Origin of the sequence: Mesorhizobium ciceri WSM4083 (assembly GCF_000519305.1) — a bacterium.
GTDB lineage: Bacteria > Pseudomonadota > Alphaproteobacteria > Rhizobiales > Rhizobiaceae > Mesorhizobium > Mesorhizobium ciceri_B.
In genome coordinates this window covers 419,008-440,557 of record NZ_JAFG01000003.1, presented here as the reverse complement: position 1 = coordinate 440,557, position 21,550 = coordinate 419,008, and the positions used below count along the sequence as shown (strand labels likewise).

General features: G+C 62.1%; 24 protein-coding genes and 1 riboswitch. Of the genes, 19 read left to right on the top strand and 5 right to left on the bottom strand.

The window, feature by feature from the left end:
* Position 1: 1 nt before the first annotated feature.
* The 4 genes from MESCI2_RS1000000136065 (at position 2) to MESCI2_RS1000000136060 (ending at position 1,359) form a co-directional block, all read left to right on the top strand.
* Complete coding sequence (locus MESCI2_RS1000000136065) at positions 2 to 235, top strand: hypothetical protein (protein ID WP_027035105.1); 234 nt, start codon at positions 2 to 4, stop codon at positions 233 to 235.
* Complete coding sequence (locus MESCI2_RS1000000136425; protein ID WP_032900360.1) at positions 220 to 405, top strand: hypothetical protein; 186 nt, start codon at positions 220 to 222, stop codon at positions 403 to 405. Before MESCI2_RS1000000136065 ends, MESCI2_RS1000000136425 begins: the two co-directional genes overlap by 16 nt.
* On the top strand, positions 405 to 728 hold the full coding sequence (locus MESCI2_RS0102080) for a hypothetical protein (protein WP_013530789.1): 324 nt from the start codon (positions 405 to 407) through the stop codon (positions 726 to 728). Before MESCI2_RS1000000136425 ends, MESCI2_RS0102080 begins: the two co-directional genes overlap by 1 nt.
* Positions 729 to 1,044: 316 nt before the next feature.
* Positions 1,045 to 1,359 (top strand): hypothetical protein, encoded by a 315-nt coding sequence (locus MESCI2_RS1000000136060; RefSeq protein ID WP_081738566.1) that lies wholly within the window; start codon positions 1,045 to 1,047, stop codon positions 1,357 to 1,359.
* A gap of 86 nt (positions 1,360 to 1,445) precedes the next feature.
* On the opposite strand, the gene MESCI2_RS0102070 is transcribed toward MESCI2_RS1000000136060, so the two are convergent.
* The gene (locus MESCI2_RS0102070) at positions 1,446 to 2,153 is read right to left on the bottom strand and encodes a hypothetical protein (RefSeq protein ID WP_027035104.1); all 708 of its coding nucleotides are present in this window, start codon (positions 2,151 to 2,153) and stop codon (positions 1,446 to 1,448) included.
* Positions 2,154 to 2,431: 278 nt separating this feature from the next.
* Between MESCI2_RS0102070 and MESCI2_RS0102065 the strand changes: the two genes are divergently transcribed.
* Both MESCI2_RS0102065 and msrA read left to right on the top strand, forming a co-directional pair.
* Positions 2,432 to 3,997, top strand: a complete 1,566-nt coding sequence (locus MESCI2_RS0102065) for a glycosyltransferase family 39 protein (RefSeq protein ID WP_032900287.1) — start codon at positions 2,432 to 2,434, stop codon at positions 3,995 to 3,997.
* A gap of 132 nt (positions 3,998 to 4,129) precedes the next feature.
* Positions 4,130 to 4,648 carry a peptide-methionine (S)-S-oxide reductase MsrA gene (gene msrA / locus MESCI2_RS0102060; protein ID WP_027035102.1) on the top strand — a complete coding sequence of 173 codons (519 nt, stop codon included), beginning with the start codon at positions 4,130 to 4,132 and terminating at the stop codon, positions 4,646 to 4,648.
* A gap of 96 nt (positions 4,649 to 4,744) precedes the next feature.
* Here msrA and MESCI2_RS0102055 read toward each other — a convergent pair whose 3' ends face one another.
* Complete coding sequence (locus MESCI2_RS0102055) at positions 4,745 to 5,074, bottom strand: hypothetical protein (RefSeq protein WP_027035101.1); 330 nt, start codon at positions 5,072 to 5,074, stop codon at positions 4,745 to 4,747.
* A gap of 194 nt (positions 5,075 to 5,268) precedes the next feature.
* Positions 5,269 to 5,382, top strand: a riboswitch (TPP riboswitch).
* Between MESCI2_RS0102055 and MESCI2_RS0102050 the strand changes: the two genes are divergently transcribed.
* From MESCI2_RS0102050 to MESCI2_RS0102035, 4 genes are all read left to right on the top strand, one after another.
* A complete protein-coding gene (locus tag MESCI2_RS0102050) occupies positions 5,373 to 5,981 on the top strand; it encodes a YkoF family thiamine/hydroxymethylpyrimidine-binding protein (RefSeq protein ID WP_027035100.1) in 609 nt (202 codons plus the stop codon). (Overlaps the previous riboswitch by 10 nt.)
* 102 nt (positions 5,982 to 6,083) lie before the next feature.
* Positions 6,084 to 6,836, top strand: coding sequence for an ABC transporter permease (locus MESCI2_RS0102045; protein WP_081738565.1), 753 nt, complete (start codon positions 6,084 to 6,086; stop codon positions 6,834 to 6,836).
* Positions 6,833 to 7,597 carry an ABC transporter ATP-binding protein gene (locus tag MESCI2_RS0102040; RefSeq protein WP_027035098.1) on the top strand — a complete coding sequence of 255 codons (765 nt, stop codon included), beginning with the start codon at positions 6,833 to 6,835 and terminating at the stop codon, positions 7,595 to 7,597. The genes MESCI2_RS0102045 and MESCI2_RS0102040 overlap by 4 nt, the downstream gene beginning before the upstream one ends.
* A complete protein-coding gene (locus tag MESCI2_RS0102035) occupies positions 7,594 to 8,616 on the top strand; it encodes an ABC transporter substrate-binding protein (protein ID WP_027035097.1) in 1,023 nt (340 codons plus the stop codon). The genes MESCI2_RS0102040 and MESCI2_RS0102035 overlap by 4 nt, the downstream gene beginning before the upstream one ends.
* A gap of 168 nt (positions 8,617 to 8,784) precedes the next feature.
* Here the strand turns inward: MESCI2_RS0102035 and MESCI2_RS01000000134065 are convergent, their stop codons facing one another.
* Positions 8,785 to 11,778 (bottom strand): tetratricopeptide repeat protein, encoded by a 2,994-nt coding sequence (locus MESCI2_RS01000000134065; protein WP_245270188.1) that lies wholly within the window; start codon positions 11,776 to 11,778, stop codon positions 8,785 to 8,787.
* A gap of 416 nt (positions 11,779 to 12,194) precedes the next feature.
* On the opposite strand from MESCI2_RS01000000134065, the gene MESCI2_RS0102020 reads away from it, so the two are divergent.
* The 4 genes from MESCI2_RS0102020 (at position 12,195) to MESCI2_RS0102005 (ending at position 15,476) form a co-directional block, all read left to right on the top strand.
* Positions 12,195 to 12,890 carry a methyltransferase family protein gene (locus tag MESCI2_RS0102020; protein WP_027035096.1) on the top strand — a complete coding sequence of 232 codons (696 nt, stop codon included), beginning with the start codon at positions 12,195 to 12,197 and terminating at the stop codon, positions 12,888 to 12,890.
* 608 nt (positions 12,891 to 13,498) lie between these two features.
* On the top strand, positions 13,499 to 14,110 hold the full coding sequence (locus MESCI2_RS0102015) for a hypothetical protein (RefSeq protein ID WP_081738563.1): 612 nt from the start codon (positions 13,499 to 13,501) through the stop codon (positions 14,108 to 14,110).
* Between the two features lie 304 nt (positions 14,111 to 14,414).
* Positions 14,415 to 14,573 (top strand): hypothetical protein, encoded by a 159-nt coding sequence (locus MESCI2_RS1000000137790; RefSeq protein WP_155936561.1) that lies wholly within the window; start codon positions 14,415 to 14,417, stop codon positions 14,571 to 14,573.
* A 432-nt stretch (positions 14,574 to 15,005) separates the two neighbouring features.
* Positions 15,006 to 15,476 (top strand): pyridoxamine 5'-phosphate oxidase family protein, encoded by a 471-nt coding sequence (locus MESCI2_RS0102005; protein ID WP_346557993.1) that lies wholly within the window; start codon positions 15,006 to 15,008, stop codon positions 15,474 to 15,476.
* Positions 15,477 to 15,490: 14 nt separating this feature from the next.
* On the opposite strand, the gene MESCI2_RS0102000 is transcribed toward MESCI2_RS0102005, so the two are convergent.
* On the bottom strand, positions 15,491 to 16,561 hold the full coding sequence (locus MESCI2_RS0102000) for a sensor histidine kinase (RefSeq protein WP_027035092.1): 1,071 nt from the start codon (positions 16,559 to 16,561) through the stop codon (positions 15,491 to 15,493).
* A 253-nt stretch (positions 16,562 to 16,814) separates the two neighbouring features.
* A complete protein-coding gene (locus MESCI2_RS0101990) occupies positions 16,815 to 17,072 on the bottom strand; it encodes a hypothetical protein (protein WP_023814060.1) in 258 nt (85 codons plus the stop codon).
* A gap of 84 nt (positions 17,073 to 17,156) precedes the next feature.
* On the opposite strand from MESCI2_RS0101990, the gene MESCI2_RS0101985 reads away from it, so the two are divergent.
* From MESCI2_RS0101985 to MESCI2_RS0101965, 5 genes are all read left to right on the top strand, one after another.
* Complete coding sequence (locus MESCI2_RS0101985; RefSeq protein WP_027035091.1) at positions 17,157 to 17,426, top strand: DUF982 domain-containing protein; 270 nt, start codon at positions 17,157 to 17,159, stop codon at positions 17,424 to 17,426.
* A 227-nt stretch (positions 17,427 to 17,653) separates the two neighbouring features.
* A complete protein-coding gene (locus MESCI2_RS0101980) occupies positions 17,654 to 18,379 on the top strand; it encodes a GntR family transcriptional regulator (protein ID WP_027035090.1) in 726 nt (241 codons plus the stop codon).
* A 3-nt stretch (positions 18,380 to 18,382) separates the two neighbouring features.
* On the top strand, positions 18,383 to 19,423 hold the full coding sequence (locus MESCI2_RS0101975) for an ADP-ribosylglycohydrolase family protein (RefSeq protein ID WP_027035089.1): 1,041 nt from the start codon (positions 18,383 to 18,385) through the stop codon (positions 19,421 to 19,423).
* Positions 19,420 to 20,391: a PfkB family carbohydrate kinase gene (locus tag MESCI2_RS0101970; RefSeq protein WP_027035088.1), complete on the top strand. Its 972-nt coding sequence runs from the start codon at positions 19,420 to 19,422 to the stop codon at positions 20,389 to 20,391. Before MESCI2_RS0101975 ends, MESCI2_RS0101970 begins: the two co-directional genes overlap by 4 nt.
* Positions 20,392 to 20,448: 57 nt before the next feature.
* Positions 20,449 to 21,510 carry an extracellular solute-binding protein gene (locus MESCI2_RS0101965; protein WP_027035087.1) on the top strand — a complete coding sequence of 354 codons (1,062 nt, stop codon included), beginning with the start codon at positions 20,449 to 20,451 and terminating at the stop codon, positions 21,508 to 21,510.
* The last annotated feature ends 40 nt before the right edge of the window (positions 21,511 to 21,550 follow it).

The window sequence follows — 21,550 nt, the reverse complement described above, 5'->3', positions numbered from 1 at the left end:
GATGGGAACAATCACCCTCGCGCTGCTTGGCCAGGCTTGGCCGTATCTTCTGGCAATGGGCGCCGCGCTTGCCGGTGTCTGGACAGCTTATGCCAAGGGCAAGGCCAGCCAGAAGGCCAGGCAGGATGCCGCCGACGCCGCGGCGCGCACCGAAGCCCAAAAGATCGACGATGCCGTCGCCGGCCGGGCGCCGGACGACAACAGAGGGAGGCTGGCCAGATGGTCAAAATCATAGCGCTCTCGCTCCTGCTGGCCAGCTGCACCACATCAGGCGGGTCGTTCTGCGCGGCCGGGCATCCCATCCGGCCGACAAGGGCAGAGGCGGTGGCCCTTTCCGACGCGTCGGTGGCGGCGATCCTGGCTCACAACGAAAAGGGCCAGAAACTTTGCGGCTGGAGGCCATGATGAACGATCTTTTCGACCTGCTCGGCATCAAGGGACCGGTCGTGGCGGCGGGTCTCGCCGGCGGCGTTCTGCGCGCGCTGTCGCGGCATCGCTACAAGCTGCGCGAAATGGTGGCCTCGCCAATCTGCGGCGCGCTTGCCGCGGCCTATCTGACGCTGCCGGCTGTTTCCTACGCCAGGATCGCCGGCCTGCCGATGCCCGACCCAGCCGACGACACCACCACGCTGGCGGCCGCCTTCCTGATCGGCGTCTGCGCCATGTGGATTTCGGACGTGCTGTTCGAGTTTGTGGTGCGGAGATTCAAGCCGGGGGTGGAGGAGTAGCTGTTGGCACCGCGTCGTCTGTTGGCCACTGCCTGACGGAATTACCGAGGCGGGCGACCTGGCGCGGCGTGGCTTTCATTTCCAGGACCGACCGCTGCCCGCTTCGGCCCACGCCGGGGCGGGCTTTTTTGTATTTCCGATCGGCCATTGCTGAGCGGCATTCGAGCTGACCGGTCTCGTCATCGCCCGTTGTCACAAGCATGTTAATCATATCGGTTATGCATAATGATTATTGTTAATTTTTGATTGAAGTACCGAAAATACATAGACCACAGAAGACGGAAGCCATCTCCATCATCAAACGGGAGTAGCTTTCATGAACAAGTTCACTGTCATTTTCGCCGCTGTTGCAGTTGCATCGTCCGTTGGAGCCGCCGAGGCGGGTTGTGGGTGCGGAGGTTCGGGCGGCTTGGGAGGCAATTCGGGCAGCCTGATCAATGTTTCGCCGTCCATCGACCTTGGCAAGATCACCGCACTGAACGACGTGCTCAGCGGCAACAACATCCTGAGCGGCAATGTCGTCTCAGGCATTCTGAACGGCAACAAGACCAATATCGTCGGTGGCGTCCTGAGCGGGCTCGGCGTCAACCTGCTGGGCGGCAACAGCTACAGGCTGGGCAAGCGCCACTAAGTTCGGCGCTGCATCGAACCATCGAAGACAACCCAAAATAGCCCGTTCCGGTGCGCCGGGCGGGCTATTTTTGCGTGTCGGGCCGATCAAGCGAGGATGTTGACCGCGCGTGCCGCGACCAGCGCGATGGTCAGCAGCGAGATCATGGCCTCGGCCATCATCAGCAGCTTGGCGCGCTGGGAAAGTGGCAAGGTATCGGTGGGCGAAAACGCTGTCGCATTGGTGAAGGCGAGGAAGAAATAATCGACGAAGCCGGGCAGCCAATCTCGGAGTTCACGGTCGTTCAACGTCATCTGTGCAAACAGGAAATCGGCCTGCGCGAGCTTGACCAGACCGCAGGTCGGTGGCCCGCCGCGATCGGTGCTCCAGAACCACAAGGCAAAGACGATGACGTTGGTGACCCAGATGTTGAGTGCGTCGATCAGCAGGGTCGTGCCGCTGTTGCCGGCATGGCCCTCCAGCAAGGCATGCACCAGCAGGACCAGCGAACCGCAATTCATGATGCTGATGATGGCGGTCATGGTCAGGGCTGTTCTGCGGATCATGACCCGAAACTGGCCGATCGTATGCCACTCGTGGTCCTCGACCGCCTTCCGGGTGGCGGCCTGTGTCCAGGCGGTGGCCACCGACAAGGGCAGCAGCAGGGCGGCTTCCAGCGCGGGCGCCAGCCAGCGCGGCCCGAATGAGAGATTGTTGATGACCAGAAGCTGCAGGCAGATGATGACGAGAACGGCCGCACGGGCCATCCAGAAATCGAGCGCACGGTAGTGAATGACGGCATGGTGGTGGCGCATTTTTCAAATCCTGGATGCTTTTCTGAGGACGGGAGCCGGTCAGGCTTAGGCGACGCCTGCCGCGATCACGCCCAATGCGCCATGCCCGGCATGTTCAGGGTGCTGTGGGATGGCGTGTTCCATTGTTGTCTTGCTGGCATGTGATGATGGGAGCGGCGGCATGGTGGCGCGAAACTCTGCCTCAATCTTGGTTTTGCCATGGTCGCCCAAGTATACATTTTCGTAAGCTTCGAGTTCTGGGCTGTTCGTAAAACCGTCCGGTGTGATTTATCCACCGCATGACGCGAATCGACGAGCCCATCAACGGTTGGCTGCCTGTCGGCAGTTCTGTTCCAGGCGACTGGCGGCAGTCGTCGATCTGGCCAGGGCTGACGCGCTATCCAGAAGCCGGCTTGGCGCTTTTATGCCTGACCCAGATCCTGTGCTGGACCGTGGTGCCGGCGCTTGTCGATGCCGCCCCGCCCGGAGATGTCGTCGAGAGTTTCATGTGGGGCCGCGAATGGGTGCTTTTGACCTACAAGCATCCGCAGCTTCCCGGCTGGCTGCTCGAGATCAGCCATCTTCTGACCGGATCGTTCCGCTGGCCGGAATATCTGCTCGCCCAGCTTGTCGTCTCGGCGACCTTCGTCTTCGTCTACCTGCTGGGCCGCGACATGCTCGGGAGAACCCGCGCGCTGGCCGCCGTGCTTTTGATGCCGTCATTGTATTTCTTCGGCTGGCCGACACCGCAATTCAATCATGACTATGCGCAGATGCCCTTCTGGGCCGCAATCTGCTGGCTGCTGTGGCGTGCGGGCCGTGGCGGTGGGCCGGGCTGCTGGCTGGCGCTCGGACTGGTGTCGGGCGTCGGGCTCTACGCGAAGTTTTCCACCGGGCTGCTGTTGCTCTTCGGGGCGGTCTGGCTGCTGTCGGACGCACGGGCACGCAATCGGCTCGCCACGCCCTGGCCCTGGCTTGGGCTCGCGGTTTTCCTCGCCGTCGCCGCGCCGCTGGCCGTCCAGCTCTACCGCATCGATTTCCTGCCGCTGACCTATGTCGCCGGGCGCGATGAATGGGTGTTGGTCCACCGCGCTCGCCTTTACTATATCGGCGTCCAGATGGCGGGGCTCTGCGGCTTATTGCTGGTGTTGGCGATATCGGGGCTGTTGCGGCGTTCGCCCGCGCCGCAACAGCCCGTCGAGCGCGGCACGCTGGCCTATCTCGTGTGGATGGGGCTTGGTCCGGCGGTGCTTGTCATGGTGGCCTCGCTGTTTACCGGCGCAGGCGAGGCCTGGGGCGCGCCGATGTACAATCTGGTGGGCGTTGTGGCGCTCGCCTTGCTGGGTCATCGGCTCGNCNCCGGCGAGATGCGACGGCTGGCGATCTGCGCGTTTGCCTGCATCATCGGCATGTCCGGTGCCTATGCGGGCATCCGCTGGACGAGCTGCAATTTGCGCGGGCGCATGGATGCCGTCTGCTGGCCGGCGCGGCAGATCTCGGACGAAGCCGAGGCCGTCTGGCACGCGGCTGTGCCCGGTCGGCTCGACATCGTCGGCGGCGATACCCGCATCGCGTTGCTGGCGGGCCTCAACGCCTATGACAAGCCGTCGATCTTCACCGACCTCGACATGCGGCTCGCCCCCTGGATCACCAGCCAACGGCTGCGCGATCACGGCATGCTCCTAGTCTGGCCCGGGAGCGGCGTGCCGCCTCGGCTGCTGACGTGGCTGGGCAACATCCCGGTCAAGACCGTACTTTTCGACTGGTCGCTCAGGGCACCACCGGTGGCGATCAGCTTTGCCGCCATTCCGCCCGGCGTGAAGCAGCCGGGTTTGGTCGACAGCCTCGCCCAAACAAGCAATTGAGGTAGATCCACCGCGTCCGCTGGACGAAGCAGGTGACAATGCCCATTTATGGCGAGACCACTTGCTTTCACGCAATTCCAGGCGGAAAACCGCTACACACTTTTCCTGGAATTGCTTTTGAGGAGACGTGACATGGCGACTTCGACCGAACGTGCAGTCCTTGCCGGCGGCTGTTTCTGGGGCATGCAGGATTTGATACGGCGCTATCCCGGCGTCATCTCCACCCGCGTCGGCTACAGCGGCGGCGACGTGCCCAACGCCACCTACCGCAACCACGGCACCCATGCCGAAGCCATCGAGATCAATTTCGATCCGGCTATCATAAGCTATCGCACGCTGCTGGAGCGCTTTTTCCAGATACATGATCCGACGACCCGCAACCGCCAAGGCAACGATGTCGGGATGAGCTATCGCTCGGCGATCTATTACACCAGCGATGAACAGAAGCGCGTCGCCGAGGACACCATATCAGATGTCGATGCCTCGGGTCTGTGGCCGGGCAAGGTCGTCACCGAAGTCGCGCCGGCCGATCCCTTCTGGGAAGCCGAGCCTGAGCATCAGGACTATCTGGAGAAATACCCCAACGGCTACACCTGCCACTTCGTCAGGCCAGGCTGGAAGCTGCCGGTTCGTGAGAAGGCTGTTTCGTAGAGTTCAGGGTTGTGCCAAAAACCCCGATCCCCGGGTGGTGGTGGAACAAAGCCGCGGAGGTAGTGCTCCGCGGCTTTTGGTTCGATTGAGTGCAGATTACTTGCCGCAGTTGTTGTCGTTGACTGTCGGCGAGGTGGTGCCTGGGGAGGTGCCGTTGGCATCTGCCTGCGCACCCTGCGGACCTGCCGGGCAATTCTGATCCGCGTTTGAATTCATGTCTCCTGCCGTGCCGGTCGTGCTGTTGGTCGTGCCGGGGTCGACAGTGCCCGGGTCGATCGGGTTCGGCGAAGCAGGGGTTTTTGGGTCGACCGTCACCGACTGGCCGCTACCACCGCCATTGGCGCCGTTATCGCCAGCACTTTGCGCCATGGCTGATGTCGCCAGGCCAATGGTGAGAGCCGAAGCTGCGAGGATTTTCATGAACATGGTTTGTCTCCATTTCTGTGAACTCGTCGCTCATTCTTACGAAGGTGATCGCATCGCGACTATGGGGACAACCGGTCGCGGCAGTGAAGGTTCCCGACAAAATTCCGCTCAGGCGCACCACGACTGGCGCAATCCTTTTGGCGCAGTGTGCTGAAAAAACGGCTTTCCCTTCAACTCGAATGATGCTTTAAGGCGCACATCCACAGGGGTGCTCCGTACGGTCGGGGCTGAGACGGGGGCGGCAAGCCCACAGACCCTAGAAGCTGATCTGGGTAATACCAGCGGAGCGAGGCGGGCGATGTTTTCAGGCGCACAGATTTCCCTATATCCCATGACCGACGATTTCGTCGGTGTCATCCTTGGCGCGCTCGGCGCGCTCGATCCCTGGCGCGACAAGCTCAGGATCGAGACCGACGACATCTCGACCTTGCTGGTCGGGCCGCCCGAAGTGCTGTTTCCTGCCATGCGCGACCTCTTCGTGGCGGCGGCACGCAGCGGCAAACATTGCGTGTTGTCGGCCACCATCTCGCGCGGCTGCCCTGGCGAGCCGGACGATCCGATCTGCCGCTCCGATGCACTTGGCGGGCCCGTCGGGCCACTCGGCCCGCGCAAGGATGCGGCCATCGCGGCGGTGCGCAATGCCGCGGCAACCGGCCAGCCGGCGGCGGCGCAGTTCTCGCTCTATGTGATGGGCACCGACGACCACATGGACGAGATCTACGGCTGCATAGATTTTCTCAAGCAGTCCGGCGTCTATGAGCGCTCGAAGCATTTCTGCACGAAACTGCGCGGTGATGCCGGTGCGATCTTTTCGGCGCTGGACGAGGCTTTCTGCCGCTTCGGACCAGGCGCCGGCCACGTAACCCTCGACGTCACGATCTCGGCTAACAGCCCGTCGGCTGTCTGAAGCCGCTGCCGCTCTCGCGGCCGTCAAAGGTTATCTCCCGTGGTCTCATCATCAGTCGCTTCGCGCCCGATCGCGAGCTTTCTTGTCAAGGCAGGACCGGCCATGATCTCGGTCGGGCTGCTCCTGCTGGCGTGGGAGCTTTATGCCACCTATTCCGGCATCAGGCCGACGATCCTGCCGGCGCCGTCGCGCGTCTTCGAGCAAGCGACGCTCAATCGCGAGGCGCTGGCCGACAACGCCGTTCCGACCATCCGCGCCACGCTGCTTGGCTTTGCCTGTTCGCTCAGTGCCGCCTTTGCTCTGTCGATGCTGGTCGACTTCTTCCAGCCGCTGCGGCGTGCGCTGTTTCCCGTCTTCATCATCAGCCAGACCTTGCCGCTGGTGGCGATCGCGCCGCTGGTGGTGCTGTGGTTCGGCTTCGGGCTGGCGCCCAAGATCATGCTGGTGGCGCTGGTTACCTTCTTTCCGATGCTGGTTGCATTGGTCGAGGGTTATGAGTCGACCGAGGCCGAGATCGGGCAAATGCTGCGCGCCATGGGGGCAGGGCGCTGGCGCATCTTCCTGCTGGCGCGGCTGCCTTCGGCGCTGCCTTACTTCTTTGCTGGATTGAGGATCTCCATCACCTATGCCGTGGTCGGCGCCATCTTCGCCGAATATGCCGGCGCCGCGAAGGGGCTGGGCATTTACATGCTCAACGCCAAGAACAATTTCCGCCCCGATCTGGTGCTGGCCGCCGTCGGTGTCAGCGCGGCGCTGACTCTTATTCTGTTTGGGTTGACTGTACTGGTGCAACGCCTTGCCATGCCCTGGGAGCGGGCCGGCAAGAAAACCGGGGGGACGGGGCCGCGGCGATGAGCCGGCTCGAGCTGCGACATGTGCGCAAGGCGTTCGGTGGGCTCGACGTGCTGGCCGATATTTCGCTCAGCGTTGGCGCCGGTGAGTTCGTCTCGATCCTTGGGCCCTCGGGCGCCGGCAAGTCGACGCTCTTCCAGCTTCTGACCGGCGCCGAGCATGGCGAGGGCGAGATGTCGTTCGACGGCGCGCCGCTCGACGACCACGGCAGGCATTTCGCCTTCATGCCGCAGCGTGACGCGCTGATGCCGTGGCGGCGCATTCTCGACAACACGACGCTCGGGCTCGAAGTGCAAGGCATGAGGAGACAGGCGGCGCGGGCGCGCGTTGCGCCGTTGTTTGCCGAATTCGGGCTTGCCGGCTTCGAGCGGCATTTTCCCGCGCAGCTGTCCGGCGGAATGCGCCAGCGCGCGGCCTTGCTGCGCACGGTGGTGCAGCAGCGCGACATGCTTTTGCTCGACGAGCCGTTCGGCGCGCTCGATGCACTGACCCGCACCGCCATGCAGCGCTGGCTCGAACAGATGTGGCGGCATCACCGCTGGACGGCGCTCTTGATCACCCATGACGTGCGCGAAGCCGTGTTCCTGTCCGACCGCATCTATGTGCTGTCGGCGCGCCCGGCCCGCATCGTGCGTGAAATCAAGGTGCCGTTGCCGCGCCCGCGCAGCCTTGGCGGCGATGCCGCGCGGCAGGCAAGCGCGCTCGAGGCCGAAATCCTCGACATCATCCTCAACCCCCAATCCATCCAAAGGACACGACCATGACTGACTTGACGCGCCGACAGGCCTTGTTGCTGACCCTTGCCACCGGCCTTCCGCTCGTTGCCGGAGCAAGGCGAGCCAAAGCACAATCGGCGGCACAAAAGGTCACCGTCGCCCTCGACTGGACGGTCAACACCAACCACATCGGACTGTTCGTCGCCCGCGACCAAGGGTTTTATCGCGAGGCCGGGCTCGAGGTCGACATCCTGCCTTACAGCGATACCGGTGCGGGCACACTGGTTGCAAATCGCGTCGCCGATTTCGGCATCAATGGCACCATCAGCCTGTTCACCCAGAGAACCGCCGGAGCGGACCTGAAGGGCGTCTATGCGGTGGTGCAGTCCGAAACCGGCCGCGTGGTCTTCAATGCGGCACGCAACGAGATCGTAAGCCCGAGAAACCTCGACGGCCTGACCTATGGCGGATTCGGCAGCGCCTGGGAAAACGCCCTGATATCGACCATCATCCGCCATGATGGCGGCAAGGGCAATTTCGAGACGGTGACGCTCGGCACCTCAGCCTATGAGGCGCTGGCCAATGGTTCGGTCGATTTCACGCTCGAAGTCTCGACCTGGGAGGGTGTCGAAGCCGAGCTCAAGGGCGTCAAACAACGCAGCTTCGTCTATGCCGATTACGGCGTGCCTGACGAGCACACGACACTGATCTCTTCGAGCGAAGCCTATCTCCAGGCAAACCCCAAGCCTGCGGCCGCCTTTGTCCAGGCGACGCGGCGCGGCTACCAGTTCGCGGTCGATCACCCCAAAGATGCGGCAGCTTTGCTGATCGCGGCCAACAAGGATGCGCTGACCAATCCGGCGCTGATCGAAGCCTCGCTGAAGGCGCTGATCAATGGTCACTATCTGCGCAGCCAAAGCGGCGCCATCGGCACGATGGATCCGGCCAAGATGGAAGCGATCGGCGGCTATCTCTTCGCGTCCGGCATTTTGCGTGATGCCGACGGCAAAGTTCTGACGCAACGGCCTGATTTCGCGAGTTATTTCAATAACGAATTTCTAGCCTAGGGCGTCCTCTGTGTGCACCATGGCCGGCTCCGCAAGGAAGCAGGCGTGCGCCACCAATATGAAAATCAGATTCTTCCTGATCGATTTGTTCGTGCCCCCTCCCACTGTAACTATTGTGACGCAATTGATCTTGCAAAGTAGTCGGCCAGGGGTCAGTAGGCCGCGCCCTCATTTCGCGCCGAGGCTGCGCGCCTTCTTACGGTCGGCCGCGGCCCGTTTGTGGTTGCCCTTGGCGTCCCAGGCCCGACTCCGTGCCTCGTAGAGACCGACAAAATTGGGATCGAGCTTGATGGCCTTGCTGAGGTCGGCAACGGCCCCGTCATAGTCTGACCTGGTTGTCCGGATCACCCCTCTGCCGTAGTAACCATAAACGTTGTTGCGATCGAGGCTGAGCGCCTTTTCGAAATCGCTGTAGGCGTCGGCGTCATCATGATTCCCCATCCGCACGAGCCCGCGATCGGCGTAGACCTTGGCTTCGGCAGGGGCGAGGTCGATGGCCCTGTCGTAGTCGGCAAGTGCCCGCTCGTAGTCTTCTTTCAAGGTATAATTCTGAGCGCGTCCGCAATAGGTCGGGGCATAATTCGGATCGAGCGCGATCGCCTTGCTGTAATCGGCGATGGAGCGATCGTAGTCCTGTCTGGCATTCCAGGCCAAGGCGCGGGCGAAATAGGCGTCATGGAACGCGGGATCGAGTGCAACCGCTTTGTCGAACTGTACAATGGCGCCGTCATAGTCGCCCTTGTCATGCAACGCTCGACCCTTGGTGAAAAACGCCTGGGCGGCTCCCGGAGCAGAGTTGCTCGATGCGACCGGACCGGCAGTTGAACTGGCTGCTGCCGCAGCATCGCGCTCCTCGCGGGCATTGGTAAAGTTCGGATCGAGGCGCAGGACTTCATCGAGATCGGCGATGGCGCGGTCGTATTTCCCCTTCTTGTTCCAGCAGAAACCACGATTGTACCAAGCTTCCGCGTCGGTCGGCCGAAGGGCGATTGCCTTTGTGGAATCGGTAATGATGCGATCGCAATCATGTTTGGCGGCCCAGGCGCGGCTGCGCAGGATGTAGGCGTCCGCATTCTTCGGCTGCAACGAGATGATCGTGCTCAGATCCGCGATGGCACGGTCGATGTCGCCCCTCTGCCGCCAGAGCAAGGCACGATAGAAATAGCTGTCGATGAAATTGGGGTCGAGTTCCAGTGCCTTGTCGTGGTCCACCATTGCCCGGTCGGGATCGCCCTTCAGCGCGAAGGTGAAGCCGCGTAAACTGTAGGCGCGGGCGTTGGATGGGTCGGCGGCAACCGCGATGTTGTATTGTTCGATGGCACGGTCGAACTGATTTTGAGAGCGCCAGATCGTGCCCGACTCGATGGCCTCTTCAGCAACCTTGTTTCGAAGCCGACCAGTTGGTGCGGGGGCGGGCGCTTTCGCCTTCGCCGCTACCGCCACCTTGCGGCCTTTGCGGGCGATGGCCAGCTTTGGATCAAGCTCGAGCGCCTGATCGTAGTCGGCAATGGCTCGATAGTCGCCCTTGGCGAACCAGGTGCTGCCACGCCCGAAATAAACGGGCGCGTAGGTGCCATCGAGTTCGATCGCGCGATTGTAGTCGGCGATGGCGCGATCGAATTGATCCTTCTTGCCCCAGGCAACGGCACGGCCGAAATAGGCGTCGAAATAGGTCGGATAGAGCTCGATCACCTTGCCGTAGTCGTCGATGGCACTATCATAATCACCCTTTTCGACGCGCGACAGTCCTCGCCCGACATAGGCGGCAGCCTTCCTTGGATCGAGCGCGATCGCGCGGCTATATTCGGCAATGGCGAGATCGTATTTCCGCTTGCTGTAGAGTGCGTCGCCACGATCCATGAAAGCCTTGAGGGCCATGGGATCCGAGCCGACGGCATCTGGCGCGGTGCCGCCCTTCTTCAAGGCGGCCGCGGCCGCCATGCGGGCGACCGCGTAGTCCGGATTGCCCGGATAGAGCCTTATCGCCTGGTCGAAGTCGGCAATGGCGCCGCTATAATCCTTGCCGTCGGCCCGTTCTATGCCGCGTGCGTAATAGCTGGGGGCATCCTTCGCATCGACCCCGATCGCCGCCGAATAGGCTGTAATCGCTCGCTCGGTATCGCCTTTGACGTGCCAGGCCATGCCCATACAGAAATATGCATCCACCACTTTCGGATCGAGCGCAGCGGCTCGGCCGCAGTCGGCAAGAGCACCTTCGGCGTCCTCGGAGGTGGCCTTGGCCATACCCCGGCGCACATAGGCGGAGACCATATTCGGGAGGAGCTTGATCACCCGGTCATAGTCGGTGGTCGCCCGATCATAGAAGCGCTTGGCGTCCCAAGCTTTGCCGCGGCCGAAGTAGGCGAGGGGGCTGTCCGGGTCTAGCGCGATCGCCTTGCCATACGCGCCGATTGCCTGGTCATACTTGCCGGCATCCAGCAGGCTGTCGCCGTGTCGCACCGCGGCCAGAATGCGCGGGTCGGTCGCCTGAATGAGTTCCGCCATATCGGCGATCGAGAGCTTGGCATCGGGCTGAGTATCATTGTCGGCCTGCGGGACCGCAGATTCGGCGCCGAGTTGCAGTTCGGCTCTTGCTGCTACCGCCGCCTTGCGGCTGACGAGATAATCCGCATTGCCCGGATCGAGCTTGATCGCCTCGTCGAAATCGGCAATGGCGCCGTCATAGTCTCTGCTGCCGGCCCGCGCCATGCCGCGCCCGTAATAGCTGGCATCGTCCTTCGGATCGATCTTGATCGCCATGGAATAAGCGGCGAGCGCGCGGCCAGGGTCGCCCTTCGCTTGCCACACAATGCCCTTGCAGAAGTGTGCGTCGCGGGCCTTCGGATCGAGCGTGGCTGCTCGGTCGCAATCGGCGAGAGCACCATCGATATCGTCAAGTGTGATCTTGGCGAGGCCCCGGCGAAAATAGGCCGCAGCGAAATTAGGGGCTAGTTCGATGACCTTGTCGTAGTCGTCGATCGCCTGCTCGTAAGCCCGTTTGGCAGCCCAAGCCTTTCCTCGGCCGAAATAGGCAAACCGGTTGTTCGGATCAAGCGCGATCGCCTGGGCATAGGCGCCGATCGCCTGGTCGTATTTGCCCATATCCAGGAAGGCGTCACCGCCCAGGATCGCTTCAAGGGCGTTAGGGTCAGTAGACTCCAAGGCCTTTGCTGCCAGCGTGTCTTCAGTGGCCGCCCTATTCGAAACGGCAGTCTGGGGCTTTGTCGTATCCGCAAACGCTGCGGTGTTCAGGGCGAGAATGCCAGCAAGCCCAGCCAGCCGGGCCGAGAGCAAAACCCTCATCAGCAAGCACGACCCAACCGCAGCGGCAACCCGCCGCGCACCTTTGCTCGTCATCTCGCTGGTCCTCCCCCGAAAACCTTGATCCGCTCAGCGGGTAATCACCTATTGTTCCTTATTTGTTCTAACAATGCAAGCATAAATTGCAATCGAGGAACCGATGTGCATCCCAGTGGCCAAGGCTCTCACACGTTTCGTACGTTTAATGCCGATCTGATCTTGTTGCTTAACTGCCCGGCAATGGTTGCGTGCAAAGGTCGCCCTGAGGGATCATTGGGGTGTCTGCATTGCTCACATCAAAAAGCGAGGCGCTTTCGCACGTCAGTGACGGCAGGATTCTGTCCGCAGCCCGAAAGCGCGAGATCCTGGTGGACTTGCGGGAAGGTTTCTTTCGGATATGCGCGCTGGCCTTCGCGGGCATGTTCGTCTACCGCGGCGTGTATCACCTGATGCTCGACCCGACGCGCATCAATGTGGCGCTGGTGGCGATTTCCGAGATCCTGACCTTTACCTGGCTGCTTCTGTCGCGGCGACCGCAGGTTCGCGACTGGAATCCGCTCACGGTGGTGGTTTCCGTGATCGCCAGCTTCGGTGTCGGCTTCATCGACCTTGAACCAGGCATGGCCATCATCCCGGTCTATCTCGCGGCGCCGCTGCAGTTCCTGGCGTTGTGGTTCGTGATCTGGGGAAAGATGTCGCTGGGGCGTTCGTTCGCCATTCTACCGGGCAATCGCGGTGTGATGACCGGCGGTGCCTACCGCCTGGTGCGGCACCCGATCTATGCCGGCTACCTTGTTGGCCATGTCCTCTTCCTACTGTCGGCCTTTTCCTTCCATAATCTCGCCGTCTACGCGGTGATCACCTTCTTCCAGGTGCATCGCATCCTGCGCGAGGAGGCGCTGCTGGCCGCCACGCCGGAGTACCGGGACTATATGAAGCGCGTCCGCTACAGGCTGTTCTACGGCGTCGTCTGACAAGCGGGCCGGGGCGCAGAATCGTTCGTTTGCAATCACGCTGTCGCCTTTTCGCGTGATCTGCGCGCTTCCTCCCCAGTGTAGATCGATATTCGCCGGTCAAACCAAAGGCGAAATGCCTTGCGTTCTCGAGAAGCGATGGAGATCGCCTGGGTCGCACCGCTAGACATTGGCGGCTATCACGGGTTCTCCCAGGCAGGTCATTGCCTTGATGCCGCAGCCTTGCTGCCCGCATCCGCCCGTTGACAGGCTCTGGTCGGCTCGTGGCGGCCTTGTTGTCCTTCCAGGGGTTCATGCGGTATCTGGCGCCGTCCGCGGCATCGCTGCAAGACGATCGGGGCAGAACGTCCGGCCGTCGGGCAAATGATGGGACTTGTTTTCAAGGTCGATTTTTTATTACAATGTATAATTATATCGATGATGGCAATTTTGTGTATTTAAATATGAATAAATTTTTATTATTGTTATAATTTTTGAGTTTTTTAAATAGATACCAATGTTTATGTTCAGTAGTCGCATTATGAAACTGAAACTCCCTGCCTCGCGTAGTTGATTCTGCAATCGGCCTTTTGCCGGCTGTTTTAGCGCAACGACAACAGGAGAGTGTTATGACTTTTACTATCAAAACAGTCACCAGTGTGTTAGCGGGTAGTGCAGTAATCTTGGCCCTTTCCCTGCCGGCGGGTGCCGCAGGAATCGGCGTTGGTGTTGGTGCCTCGGTGGGTGGCAGCGGCGGCGTCAAGGCTGGTGTCGGCGCCTCCATTGGCGGCAGCGGCGGCATCAATGCTGGTGTGGGCGCTTCCGTTGGCGGTAGTGGCGGCGTCAAGGCCGGTGCCGGCGCCAACGTCGGCGGCTCGAGCGGCGTCAGTGCTGGTCTCGGCGCTTCGGTCGGCGGCAGCAACGGCATCAATGCCGGGGCGGGCGCCAACGTCGGAGGGTCTGGCGGCATTACGGCCGGCCTTGGCGCCAATGTCGGCGGGACGAGCGGCATCGGCGTTGGCGTCGGTGTCGGCATAGGAACCAATCCAGGCAATCCCGGTACACCGGGCAACCCGGGTACTCCCGGAACACCGGGCACTCCGAGCCTGCCCGGTGTTGTCGCCGACATGTCGGACGGCCAGGCGGCGCGGATGAAGAAGCGCTGCGTCGATGTTCTCGGCAGTTCCGGGGTCTATGACCGCGACCTGCGTCAGCTTTGCCTGCTTATTGCACGTCGCTGACACCAGGAGTGCCGGGATCGGAAGTGCCGAACCAGCCGCGAGGCTCGACCGCACTCTCCTGGCCTCCGGCCGGTCGGAAAGCCCGCCATGGCCTGGCGGGCTTTCTGCGGCGTTGAGCTCTCAGGTTCCAAGTTCTGTGGTTTCGTCACCATCTGGCAGGCCGTTTCTGTTGCCGGCGAGGCTTCTTCCGCGCGATGCCCGCCACAATCGCGCGGAACGGTGGGGCCTTTGGAACGCTCGTCTTTGAACATCGCATGCAGCGATGTTCAACCCGGTGCCACAGCGCTTATGGGAGTTGGAAGCCATGAGCCCTGGAACCATGCTGATCATCATTCTTATCATTGCGCTGCTTGGCGGCCTCAGTGGGCACCGGCTCCTATGGTGGCGGCCCTGGGCTCTTGCTGCTCATCTCGTGCCCGGGCGTATCTATCCGGGTTATCGCCAACTGATCGCAATCTCGTGAGCGCCCCCAATGTCGGCGTGCACCGGATTGTGATGCAGGCTAGCCGGCTTGTGATCCCGCACTCTGCAAAACTCTCGTATGGTCATTGCGGTCCACACCCCCCGTGGAAACAAGAGGAGAGGGTCCCACCCCTTGTCCTCCTCCAAGGCCCGCTCCGGTTCACCGTAGCGGGCTTTTGCTTGCTGGCGAGCGGAACCGGCTTGCGTCGACACCGTTGAGTTGCGGAAGGCTGCCAATGCCCCTGACGCTCCGGACAATCCTCTGTGGAATTCGCGATGATCTTCACGTCTTGCGGCGGATGGTGGCGGCTCACGGTCATGTTGAGGCCATCCAGGGAATCGATGCGCTGATTGGGTTGCGGAAGCGGAGGCCATCAAGGTCATCGGCCGCGCTGGCTGAACAGAAAGAAGGACCGGGATGAATGTCAAGGAGATGACGCGGCTGGACTGCGTAGCCCTGTTGAAGACGCAACGCCTTGGCCGCCTGGCCTGCGTGCGCGAGCACAGGCCCTACGTGGTGCCGATCCATTTCGCCTTCGGCGACGACTCCATCTTCGGTTTTTCGCTTCCTGGCAAGAAGGTCGAGTGGATGCAAGCCAATCCCCACGTCTGTCTTCAGGTGGATGACGTTGGTGGCATGAATGGCTGGAGGAGCGTCGTCGTTGACGGCCATTTCGAGGAGTTGCCCAAAGGACCGGACCTGGACGGCAGCATCGCCGGCGTCGAAAGAATGACTGCTCCCGTCGACAGTGATCGCAAATTTGCTTGGTCGCTTCTGGCAACGCACGCGAACTGGTGGGAGCCGGGCGCCCTGAAACCAGGCGATGCCGCGACAATTTCGGGCAGCCATCTCTTCTATCGGATCAGGATCGAAGCGATATCCGGAAGGCAGGCATCGTGGTAATCGTGGTAGTGGTTTTACGCCGCTCGCGGCACGCGTGAGGTGAACGTCGCCCGGGTTACCGACACGCTGGTGCCGTCAGTGTCGCTGATAACTTCCACCTTGGCCTCCAGCTGTTTCACCAATGCTTCCACGATGGCTGTTCCAAGTCCGGTAGCCGGTACGTCGTTGGCGATCTTGCCGACGCCATTGTCCGAAACCGTCAGTTTCCAGTCGCTGCCCGCGGTCTCGTAGCTCACCTGGATGCGAGCGCCGGCTCTCTCCTTGGGGAAGGCATATTTGATGGCGTTGAGCACGAGTTCGGTGACGATCAGGCCGAGACTGACGGCCCTTTGCGAATCCATCCTGCCGCCTTCGGCCACTACGGTGACCGCGATCGGCTGGGCTTCGCCGACCATCGACGAGGCGAGGCTGCTGCACAATTTCGGTAGGTAAGAGCCGACATCGATTTCGTCGACGCCGGCGGAGGTGTGGAGATGGCGTTGCACCTCGGCCACGGACAGAACGCGCTGATGGGCGTCCTTGAGATGCTGGCGCGTCTCTTCCGACGTCACCGAGCGTGCCTTCAGCAACAGGATCGAGGCAATGATCTGCAGGCTGTTGGCAACCCGATGCTCCATCTCGCGCAGCAGGACGTCTTTCTGTCGAAGCAGGTCTTCGGTGCGACCGAGCAGTTCTTCCTTCTCCCGCTCGATGATACGACGGGCCGTTATGTCATTGAAGGCGAGAAGGATGGTGATGGCCGAACTGTGGTCGTAAAGCACCTTGCGGGCATTGAGCAGCATGGTGCGGCGGCCGATCTGCGGGAAATCATGCTCGACCTCGAAATCGTCCATGGCGGTCTTCTCGGGAATGATCGTCTCCAGCAGCAGGCGAAGGGCCGGAATATCCCACTGGCCGTCGCCGAGCGCGTAAAGCAGCGAGCCCTGGGTCTGCTGCGGGTCGACTTCAAATGTGTTGTAGAAGGAGCGGCTGGCCGCCAGCACCCGAAACTGCTCGTCGAGGACTAGAAACGGCTCGGTGATCGTATTGACGATCGCCTGCGCCAGTGTCTGCGCGTCTTCGATATTCACGATGGGTTGAAACATGGGCACAAGCCAGACGAGCGGCGTTTTGCCTCTCCGGCCATCAACACTATACCCTTGTCCAGGTGTTGTCGCGATTTGAATTCGCTGGCTCGGCGATGTGATGTCTCACGTCGCGCTAAAAAAGGCGGGTGCCTGGCCCGCCTTCATCCGGCTGTTCTATTCGGGCATGCGCTCAAATCGTGCTGCGTCAGTTCGCGCCGCCGAGCTGCTTGGTCATCTTGCAGAAATTATCATGTGACCCGGCGCCAACCGATCATTCCATGTCAGGTACGTCGCCGCTGACGAAGAGCGTGTTCGGCGGGCCATATTCGCCCAGTGTCGGATCGGCCTCGCGGCTCCAGGCGATGACGCCGGCATGCTTTGCCGCCAGAGCCCTGGCGGTGCGTATGGCGCGGTCTTCGCTCTGCTGGTCGGCGGGTCCAAAGGCTGGGAACAGCTCGCCATCCTCACCGCGATCGAACGCGACCACGACGATCAGCCTGGGATTTTTCTGGCCACTGGAATCGGACATCTTGCACCTTTGGCGCGGAACCTATCACATTGCTCGGGGTTGAAGGCCGCGAATCGATGAATGCCGACTTTGGGGAGTGGCATCGTGCAGGATCAGCGTTTCGATGAGCCGGTCAGGATTGCGCTCGGCCGATCGCGAAACTCGATCTTCAACGTGGAGCGGGTCGCTCAGGCTGCCGACATCCTGCTGAACCGCTGGCCGGTTGCGACCGGGCAAAAGCATATGGTTGCCCGCAAGGTCTGTCTGGCCGTGCTCGAGGGAAAGAAAGAAGTCTCGGCTGCAAGGGCGGCGTTCATCAACGCGGCGATCGAGGCGGACATCCTCGTCGAACCGCGTGAGGTGTCGATCCCGTAGCCTGCCCCGGTGAAATTGAATCAGGATCTGGCTCCATCCCCTTGATGTGTGCCTCTTTTGGCGACGGCCGACCGGCTTTTCGGGGCTATTGACCTGCCTCTCGGCACGCCCTGCACGGTTATTCCGCCCATTCCGCTGCCTTTTGGTCAGTCTTCAGCATCCGTTGACAAGGCATCCGGGCCTCTGTATTGAACAGGACTATACAGGTTCATTGAACAGGTACCCATATGAAGCGGCGCGCGGTTCAACTGTCTCCCGGTACGGGCAAACCCGAGCAGATCGCCACCGTCCTCGAACATGAAATCCGCTCCGGTGTTCTCGGCTTCGGCGACCGCCTGCAAAGCGAGAATGAACTTGTCCAGCGCTTCTCCGTCAGTCGCAATACGGTCCGCAAGGGCCTTGAGGAATTGTCCAGCCGGGGGCTGATCACGACCAAGGTCGGTATCGGCTCGTTCGTCACCTTCGACGGCAAGCCGGTCGATGACTCCATCGGCTGGTCGCGCGCGCTGGCCGATGCCGGCGCCAATGCCGAGACGCGGACGCTGCGGCTGGAGGTCATCGAAGACCCCGATCTGGCTGCGCTGCTTGGTATCGAAAGCCCGTTCTTCATTGCGGTTGACCGGGTGCGCACCAACGCCAATGACGGCCATGCGATCTCCATCGAGCGCAGCCGGCTGCCATTGTCCTCCGAGCTTGAGGACGTACCGTTGCGCGGACTGCGCGAGGGCTCGCTGCACCAGACGCTGCGCGCCGCCGGCCTCATTCCCGACCATGGCGAGGAATGGGTCGAGATCGAGATGCTCAATGCCGAGGATGCGGCCATCCTCGGCTGCCCGCAAGGCACGCCGTTCCTGCGCGGCCGCCGCCTGACGCGTGCGGCCGACGACCGGCCGATCGAGTATGTCACCAGCCTGCTCAACCCGGCGCATTTCGCGCTGCATATGAGGTTCTGAGCGATGTCGGATGCGACCAGCAAAGCCATTGATCATGCCATGGGCGCGCTTGTCGGTGGAGCGCTGGGAGACGCGCTCGGCATGCCGACGCAGCTTCTGTCGCCGGCCCGCATTGCCGAACTCTACGGCCATGTCGAGGATTTCATCGCACCTTTCGCCGATCATCCGGTATCGAAGGGATTGGCTGCCGGCACCATCACCGACGATACCGAACAGGCGCTGCTGCTCGGCCGCATCCTGGTCGAATCCGGCGACCGTTTCGACCACGCGCGCTGGGTCAATGCGCTGCTCGACTGGGAGCGCGAGGTCAAGGCGCGCGGCAGCTATGATCTTTTGGGGCCGTCGACCAAGCGTGCCATCGATGCCATCAACAATGGCGTGCCGGCCGAGGAAGCGGGACGCAGCGGCGACACCAATGGCGCGGCCATGCGCATCGCGCCTGTCGGCATCATGATGCCGCTTGAACCGTTGGAGACGTTCGTCGGCAAGGTGGCGGAGACTTGCCGGGCGACGCACAACACCTCGATCGCCATAGCCTCGGCCGCAGCCGTCGCAGCCGCCGTCAGCCGCGGCGTCGCCGGCGGCGGTTGGCGCGATGCTTCGGCCAGCGCGGTCGCGGCGGCGAGGCGAGGGGCGACGCTCGGACATTGGGTCACCGGCGGCGACATCGCCGCGCGCATCGTCTGGGCGCAAGACATCGTGCGCGGCAAGGCGATGAGGGATGCGATCCGGCTGATCACCGATCTGGTCGGCACCGGCGTTGCCAGCCAGGAATCCGTTCCGGCGGCCTTCGCCGTGCTGGAGGTCGTGCGTGGCGACCCTTGGCAAGCAGCCGTCATCAGCGCTAATCTCGGCGGCGACACCGATACGATCGGCGCCATCGCCGCCAGCATGGCCGGCGCCTGCAGCGGTTTTTCCCGATTGCCGCAACAGCACATCGCCCGGCTTGTCGGCCTCGACATGTCAGAGGTTCGCGCGCTCGCCGCCGATCTTGTCGCGGCAAGGGTGGCGAGAATCGGTTCCGGCAAGGACGCGGCAGAATGAGCGGCCGTCTCGTCCATGTCGGCAGTGCCGTGGTCGACTATGTCTACCGCATCGACGCCTTGCCGGCGCCCGGCATGGAAAAGACGGCTTCGAGCTTCGCCCAGGTCGCCGGCGGCGGCTTCAACATGATGGTCGCGGCCAGCCGCACCGGCATGCAGGTGGTGTTCGGCGGCCAGCTCGGCAGCGGACCGAATGGCGACTTCCTGCGCGCTGCTTTCATGGCCGAGGGGATCGCGACGCTGACGCCGCCATCGCCACTGATGGACAGCGGCAACTGCGTCGCCATGATCTCGAGCGACGCCGAACGCACCTTCGTCTCGTGGCCAGGCGCGGAGAGCGTCCTCAGCCTCGACCTGATGGCGCCGGTCGCGGTGGCGCCGGGAGATTGGGTGTTCACCTCCGGCTATACGCTGAGCTACCCCAAGAGCCGCGATGCGCTCACCGACTGGATCGAGGCGCTGCCGGCGAATATTCCCTTCGTCTTCGACCCGACCCCGGTCATCTCGGATATTCCACCCTCCATCCTGTCGCGGGTGCTTGCCCGCACCACATGGCTGAGCTGCAACACGACGGAAGCCGCCGAGATTGCCGGCTCGGGCGATGTCGAGGCCGTCGCGGCACGGCTGCTGGGCGACCATTGCCCGACGGCTGCTGGCGTGATCATTCGCGCCGGGGCAAAGGGTTGCCATGTCAGGCTGGTCGACGGCACGGCGCAGATCATTGCCGGCTTCAACGTCACCGCCATCGACACCAATGGCGCCGGCGACACCCATATCGGCGCTTTCGTCAGCGCGCTGGCGCGCGGCATCACGCCCTTCGAGGCAGCGCGCTATGCCAATGCTGCTGCTGCTGTTTCGGTCNCCCGCCATGGCGGCTCGTCGGCGCCGACGAACCGCGAAATCCAGACATTCCTGAGCCATGCCGCCGACCCATCGGGAGCAGGCCGGACACAGAAGGCCAATGCATAACAGCTGGAAAGCCTGACAAGCCCGGGAACCGGGCAAACCCACAGAGAGGAACCAACCATGCGCATGCCTGACTTGACTGCTCTGCTGACGGCAACCGCCGTCTTTACCTCCGCACTCGCATTCGCCGCCAAGGCTGACGAAGTGCATGTGCTCAACTGGAAGGGCTACGGCGCCGACGAGCCGTGGGCTGTCGAGGCTTTCGAAAAAGCGACCGGCAACAAGGTCGTCAACGATTTCTTCAATTCCGAACAGGAAATGCTGACCAAGATCCGGACCAATCCCGGCCTCTATGACGTGGTCATGATCAACGCCGCCTTCAACGACCAGGCGATGGCCGGGAAACTGATCCAGCCGATCGACGTTTCCAAGCTGCCGAACTATGCCGACATCAGCAAGGACAAGGCGGGATCGCCGATGCTCGTCCATGACGGCAAGGTCTATGGCGTGCCGTGGGTATGGGGTCTCACCGCACTCGCCATCAACGACAAATCCTTCGACAAGCCACCGACGAGCATCGCCGAAATGTGGGATGCCGCCCACAAGGGCCGCGTCGTCATTCGCGACGATGCCGTCGAAGCGGTGCAGTTCGGCGCCATCGCCACTGGCCAGAACATCAACGACATCAAGGATATGGATGCTGTCAAGACGAAGCTGACTTCGCTGATGCCGCAGATCAAGACCTTCTGGAGCTCTGAAAACGACTGGAACCAGATGGTCGCCTCCAACCAGATCGACATCGGCACCTACTGGAGCGGCTCGGCCGATCGCGCCAAGACGCATTTCAAGCTGCCGGTCTCGCTGGTCGTGCCGCAGGAGGGTGCCGTCGCCTGGCTCGACGCGTTTTCCATTCCGGTCGGCGCCAAGAACGTCGCCGGTGCCGAGGCCTTCATCAACTACATGATCGACCCGAAATTCTACGTCGAATGGGTCACCAAGGTCGGTGCTCCCGTCTCCGCCAACACCAAGGCGGTGGAAGCGCTGCCGGAGGATGCCTTCAACCGCAAGGTCATGGGCGACCCCGAGGTGGCCAAGCGCATCCAGTTCCAGGCGCCGATCACCGATGCCCAGCGCGAAGCCTATCTGGCGCTGTGGCAGCAGCTCAAGGTCGACGTGAAATAGAGCCGACATCCGGACCAGCCGGCGGTTCGCGTCGGCTGGT